This window comes from Kosmotoga sp. (genome assembly GCF_982836095.1).
The window spans coordinates 1-5,587 of the sequence record NZ_CEYIHJ010000001.1; the positions used below are offsets into that span (position 1 = coordinate 1).

Consider the following 5,587-nt stretch of genomic DNA (forward strand, 5'->3'; position numbering starts at 1 on the left):
ATGACCACCTGAAGAAGTATAAGCCACTCCATAGTTTGTTACATCGATATCTCTGCCGATGACTTTGATATTTTCCGGTACTTGTGAATCCAGGAGAATTTTATTTTCCATGCCAGTGACGAGTACTTTTAAGTTGAAAGCAACCTGAACAGCTTTTGCTTTACGGATGGCGTTCATCGCTACGGGTGTTATTGTCGCAATCAACGTAGCCATAACCGCAAGAACGATAAGCATTTCTACCAGTGAGAAACCCTTTTTTCTGAACATAAGATACCCCCTGATTATGATATATACACAATTCCATTCTATTCACAAAAGAATATAAAAAGATGTGGTTGCAATTTCAAGAGTAAAAAGAAATCATAAAGTTCCGAATAAAAGTAAGCACATTTATCCATACGAATAATAACATATAATGCGATTTTAACAACTGCAGAATATAATACAGTTATGAAAATAGAGAAAATGTTAAAGCCAGAGGCAGTTGGTGCCTTTTATAGAAGAAAAGCCATCTTTACGGAAGAGATAAAGATTTTGAATAATATCATAAATGCCCTTGAAAAGCTTGACGATTCCTCAGTTAAAAGGGCTCTTTTTGAGATCGCTTGTGTTAGAGTAGTCAAGCTGCTCCAAAACAGCGGCTACACTTTCAAGAACCTGAGGCTTTTCTTACGCGGTAATGTGCTAAAGTCTTTCAGAAAAAAGCTTTTTCCGATATTGGATAAACTTGAGAATGATGAAAATAATTTAGAAGAAACCATCAGGAAAATAAAGGCTTTTCGGGATCACAGGATAGTACATCTGGATCCACGCTTTGCTTTTGAAAAAGAAAAGGACATGCCTGTATCTTTGAATGAAGTCAAAGAAATTCTGAAATATCTCGAAGAAAGTGCAAAGCTTCTTTTTGATAAAGAGTATTAAAAAAGGGGATCAATTGATCCCCTTTTTTTTGCTGGCGGGGACGACGAGACTCGAACTCGCGGCCACCGGTGTGACAGACCGGCATGATAACCATCTTCACCACGTCCCCAACGCTAAAAATTTTACAACAGCTTGCAGCTTATGTCAATAGGGAAAAGCTTTACTTTAAGGAATCTCTGATTCTCGGAAAGACCAGAATAAAGCTGTTTCCCTTTTCAGTTGTTTCTACTGAAAGCTCTATCCCTTGCTGAAAGAGTATTGACTGAAGTATGAGGGCCTGGTACCCTTTCTCAAGAGACTCCGGGATATTCAACATGTCTTTTATTTTGCTGCTATCCATTTTTTTGCCATTGTCTCTTATAATCACAAGGTATTCCTTTTCTCCGCTTGAAAGGCTGAAACTTATTAATCCTGATGGTTTTTCTTTTTCTTTTTCTTTTAAGTTCTCAAGCACGCGATCTAAAAGCGAGGAAAAAAGGATTTCTAATTTCACTTTATCCCCTTTGATGGGGTGCGGATTCCAGTCATCTGGCAGAAGCTCAATTTTGATAGAAGGTGGTAATTTGCTCCTGAAAATCTTAACAGTGCTCTTTATCAAATTGAGAAGATCGATTTCGCTGTCCTGCATCGGGAATGAAAGCGCTTCGTCAAAAACCACCAGGATATCCCATAATGTGGTTAGTTTTTTTTGTATCACGTCAAGCTGTTCTTTCATTTCATTACTTTCATAATTTTTGAAGAGCTCCCTTCTTGTTTTAGCTACCACTCCAGCGGATTCTTCCACGAGTTCATGCATTCTTAGAGAGAGTTCTTTGATGAACTCTTCTCTTTTAGTGGCTGGTCCCATAGCCATGTTTCCTTTTACATGCTTTAAAGGTCGGTAAATACCAGCATATAGCCTTATAAGCCTAATCCAGAAGTCCACCAGAAGTTTGAAAGAAATCTCGGATTCCTCATTAAGACTGTATTCGAGAACTATGGATTCAGAATTGCCCTCTATGATATTCTTAACAACCGGTTCTTTTAGATGGCCTATATCCGTATGCTCCCCTTCAGCATACAGCCTAAGGCCGCTTAAAATGCGATATTCCAGAAGTTTTTTCCCGGTTTCCCATATGAATTCGAAGCTGTCAGCTCTTGTTATCAGAAACCTGTTCAATATTGTTAGAAACTCAATTTCCACCTTTCTAACTATGTTGCTTTTTCTCTGGCCTTCTCCCACAAGTTCGTCTTTTATGTTTTCAAGGTTTCTCTTTTGAAGCTCAACAATATAATGTCCTTTTTGGGCTGGAGAAAAAATCACTGTGTAGTATTCTTGGCTGCTGAGCACTATTTTCCTGTGTCTTCTGCCAAAGAAAGTTAGAGGGTAACGGTGTTTCATTGCATCTATAACTATGTTCTTGATATTTTCGTTCATGATCTCAAAGATGTTTGAAACTTCGCCGAAATTCGCTTTGAAACGAGAATTCTTGAACAGTATATTGCCGCTGCTATCTATTTCAGCGATTGAAAAGGTCAGATAATCTGCAAAGTTTTCAGTCATTGATTATCTCTCCCAGCTTTTTTACGATTGCGGAATATGCCTCTTTGCTGAATGCTAAAAGCAAGTAACCGTGAACTTCGATTTCCTTTATTTCAAAATATACTTTGGTAAAAAAGAATTCTTTTTCCATAAGCTCCGGTTCCATTTCGAAGGTCACCATTGTGGGAAGTTCGTACTCCAGTTCCAAATTCAAAAAATCGGCAAACACTGCTATTACATTACCGGAAATGATGTTCCCCACTTCGAGGAAAGAATCTACGAGGTCGTATTCCTGGTAATCCCTAACCGCATCAGAAGAATCAAGGGTGGCTAAAAATTTCAAAAATTCCGTGTCTAACATGGAAAAATAAAAACTGGCGTTAAAGGGTTTGCCGTTAACTCTCTGGCGCATCAGGAAATACTGTTTTTCAAATTTTTTTCCAAAGACACCTTTATAAATTTTGGTTATCCGTAGTTCCACAGTCATCCCGGACAGTTCTTCAAGTACCTTCCCAGCCTGAATAGCGCCAAGACTCAATATTTCCTTCAGACTATTGAGAATTTTTTCTTCCGGCATAATATGCCTCCTTCAAAGTGATTATTTTTTCTTCAGTCAAGGGTTTTCCAAGAAATACCTGTACCCCAAGTCGCTGCATTTTCTCTTTCATTTTCTCTTGAACATTTGCGCTGAGAACAGCCAAAAAGGCTTCTGGGGCTTTTTTTAGTATCTTCTTTATTACTTCTTCAGCTGAAATTCCCGGCATAAGCAGGTCGGTGATCACCATCTGGTACTCCTGGGATTTTTCAAGAGTCTTTTCTAAGTCTTCAGGTCCAATCGCATTAACCTCAGCTTCGGGAAAATGCAGTTTCAGGTATCTCGAAGTTATTCTTCTTGAAAGGCGCGAATCATCTATGAACAGTATCTTCATTAACATACCTCCCTGACTCTGTTTCTTGCTGTGATATAATCATTATACCAAAATTGTAACAGGAGTTGAGATTCTAAATGAATAGGGAACATATCCTGGCTCTTTTGAATTCAGATGATTCTTTTGAAAAGTTACGGGCTCTAAAGTTTGTTCGCGAGCAGAGCATTTTCAATCTTTCTGATGTTCTCGTCGAGATGCTGAAAAACGAAGAAAACGAGCTGGTTTCAGAGGCAATTGTTGATACTTTAAAGAGCTTCGATGTTCCCGAAGTATCAAAAGATGTTTCTGCTCTCTTTGAAGAAGATAGGTTACATTTGAGAGATCTTGCAGTTGTTATCTTGGCCCATCATAGAGGAAGTGCGGTTTCTGTATTAAGAGAAAGGTTAAAAGATGAAGACAAGCACATCAGAAAGCTCGCGCTGGACGCGCTAATACTAATGAATAACCCCGAAGTCATTGACATAATTTCGCTGGCACTTGATGACAGCGATACGAACAACGTAATCGCCGCCATAGAAACTATTGGTAACTTTGAAGCCCACGATTATACCGAAAGAGTGCTTTCCATATTGAAAGAATCAAAGGATAGCTTTTTGACTGTGTCCTGTCTTGAGACTCTTGTGAAAATCGGTGATGAAGACTCTTTCAAAGCAGTAAATGAAATCTTCCCTGATCCGGAATCCCTTCCAGACTTTTTTCTTATTCCCTATTTAAAACTGGCAATAAAATTTCCATACCGTGATTATCTTCAAATATTGCTAAAACTGACAGACAAGAGGGGAGAACCCTTTCACAGTGAAATAATTGCTCTCATGGAGAGCTATGTGGTTGCGAACAAAGTGCTCGAACCCTTTGAAAGAGAAAGGCTATGCTCCGCGGTATGGAAGCTCTTTCTGGGTAAAATCCCACCAGTGAGCAAGTATGAAGCAATCAAGCTCCTTGGAAAAATAGGGTGCAAAAACTGTGAAGAAAAGTTGATTTCTTTACTCAACAGTGAAAATTTCTTTGAGCAGATAGGTGCAATAGAGGCTTTGGCTCTTTTGAAATCAAAGCGAGGAATTAAAGCCATTAAGGAAATGCTATCCAGGTTTCCTTCTGAAGAATTAAAAGAGATAGCGCAAGAGGCGATAAAAAAAGCGAGTGAATAAAATGGAACTTAATATACATGACTTTGTGGAGTTAAGAAACATTATTTATAGAAAAAGTGGCATATATTTGGATGACGGTAAGCTGTTGTTTTTGAAGCGCAGAGTGAACCAAAGGGTGGAAGATCTTGGACTGTCCTCAGTTTCAGATTACCTTAAGTTCCTCAAAATATTTGACAATAGAGGTATCGAAATTCAAAAGCTCATCAACCTTATCACTATAAATGAAACTTATTTCTTCAGAGAGTTTGCTCAACTGAGGGTCTTTGGAGAGGCGTGCCTGCCAGAGGCCGCAGAAAAAAAAGAGAAGATCAGAATCCTTTCTGCTGGCAGTTCGACTGGTGAAGAGGCCTATACCTTATCCATCATTGGGCTGGAAATGCTACCGCAAGGGTACGATTTTGAGATTTTTGGCATTGATATAGACAAAGCAGCACTTGAAAAGGCTAAGAAGGGGATTTACGAAGACAGAGCTGTAAAAGATGTGCCAAAAACGTATTTGAAAAAGTATTTTGAAAAGATTTCGGAAGGTTATTATATAAAAAAGACGCCCAGAAAAAAGGTGAAATTTTTACATTTGAACCTCAAGAACAACAGGGATTTAATAGAGTTGGAGAGATTCGACTTCATATTTTGCAGAAATGTTTTAATGTACTTTCCCATGGAAGACCGAAGGCGAATTGTGGAAAATTTTTATTTTGCCCTTAACCCTGGAGGATACATTTTTTTAGGAGCTTCAGAGTTTCTAAGCAGGATTACACAAGCCTTTATAATGAGGAAAATCGATGGTATTCACGTGTACATGAAGCCAGAGGGGTGATTCAATGCCAAAAGTATTGCTTGTTGACGATTCGGGTGTTACGCGTAAATTCCACTCCTATGTCCTCAAATCTGCGGGTTTTGAGGTTGTTGAAGCTGTAGAAGGGGCTGAAGCCCTGGATCTGCTTTTTTTGCATGGTGATTTTGACTGCGTAATAGCTGATTTGAACATGCCTGGAATGGATGGCATAACATTAATAAGAAAAATAAGGGAAAGTGAAGCTTTTGAAGATCTCCCGATAATCGTCATA

General features: G+C 38.8%; 8 protein-coding genes and 1 tRNA gene. 4 read left to right on the forward strand and 5 right to left on the reverse strand.

Annotated features, from left to right (window positions below; all coding sequences use genetic code 11):
- A partial coding sequence (locus AC3LHT_RS00005; protein WP_488661601.1) for a type II secretion system protein occupies nt 1-267 on the reverse strand: 267 nt, incomplete at its 3' end.
- A 183-nt stretch (nt 268-450) separates the two neighbouring features.
- On the opposite strand from AC3LHT_RS00005, the gene AC3LHT_RS00010 reads away from it, so the two are divergent.
- Nucleotides 451-921: a hypothetical protein gene (locus AC3LHT_RS00010; protein WP_488661602.1), complete on the forward strand. Its 471-nt coding sequence runs from the start codon at nt 451-453 to the stop codon at nt 919-921.
- Between the two features lie 32 nt (nt 922-953).
- Here the strand turns inward: AC3LHT_RS00010 and AC3LHT_RS00015 are convergent.
- The 4 genes from AC3LHT_RS00015 to AC3LHT_RS00030 all read right to left on the reverse strand — a co-directional run bounded on the left by AC3LHT_RS00015 (nt 954) and on the right by AC3LHT_RS00030 (nt 3,372).
- Nucleotides 954-1,030, reverse strand: a tRNA-Asp gene (locus AC3LHT_RS00015).
- A gap of 51 nt (nt 1,031-1,081) precedes the next feature.
- Nucleotides 1,082-2,464: an ATP-binding protein gene (locus tag AC3LHT_RS00020; RefSeq protein ID WP_488661603.1), complete on the reverse strand. Its 1,383-nt coding sequence runs from the start codon at nt 2,462-2,464 to the stop codon at nt 1,082-1,084.
- Entirely contained in the window at nt 2,457-3,020 is a 564-nt protein-coding gene (locus tag AC3LHT_RS00025) for a hypothetical protein (RefSeq protein WP_290646888.1), read from the reverse strand. Before AC3LHT_RS00025 ends, AC3LHT_RS00020 begins: the two co-directional genes overlap by 8 nt.
- The gene (locus AC3LHT_RS00030; RefSeq protein ID WP_290646889.1) at nt 2,995-3,372 is read right to left on the reverse strand and encodes a response regulator; all 378 of its coding nucleotides are present in this window, start codon (nt 3,370-3,372) and stop codon (nt 2,995-2,997) included. The genes AC3LHT_RS00025 and AC3LHT_RS00030 overlap by 26 nt, the downstream gene beginning before the upstream one ends.
- 77 nt (nt 3,373-3,449) lie before the next feature.
- Here AC3LHT_RS00030 and AC3LHT_RS00035 point away from each other — a divergent pair, with 77 nt between their 5' ends.
- The 3 genes from AC3LHT_RS00035 to AC3LHT_RS00045 all read left to right on the forward strand — a co-directional run.
- Entirely contained in the window at nt 3,450-4,520 is a 1,071-nt protein-coding gene (locus AC3LHT_RS00035) for a HEAT repeat domain-containing protein (RefSeq protein WP_488661604.1), read from the forward strand.
- A gap of 1 nt (nt 4,521) precedes the next feature.
- The gene (locus AC3LHT_RS00040; RefSeq protein WP_488661605.1) at nt 4,522-5,337 is read left to right on the forward strand and encodes a CheR family methyltransferase; all 816 of its coding nucleotides are present in this window, start codon (nt 4,522-4,524) and stop codon (nt 5,335-5,337) included.
- Nucleotides 5,338-5,341: 4 nt separating this feature from the next.
- Nucleotides 5,342-5,587: response regulator (locus AC3LHT_RS00045; RefSeq protein WP_488661606.1), on the forward strand; the 246-nt coding region annotated here is incomplete at its 3' end.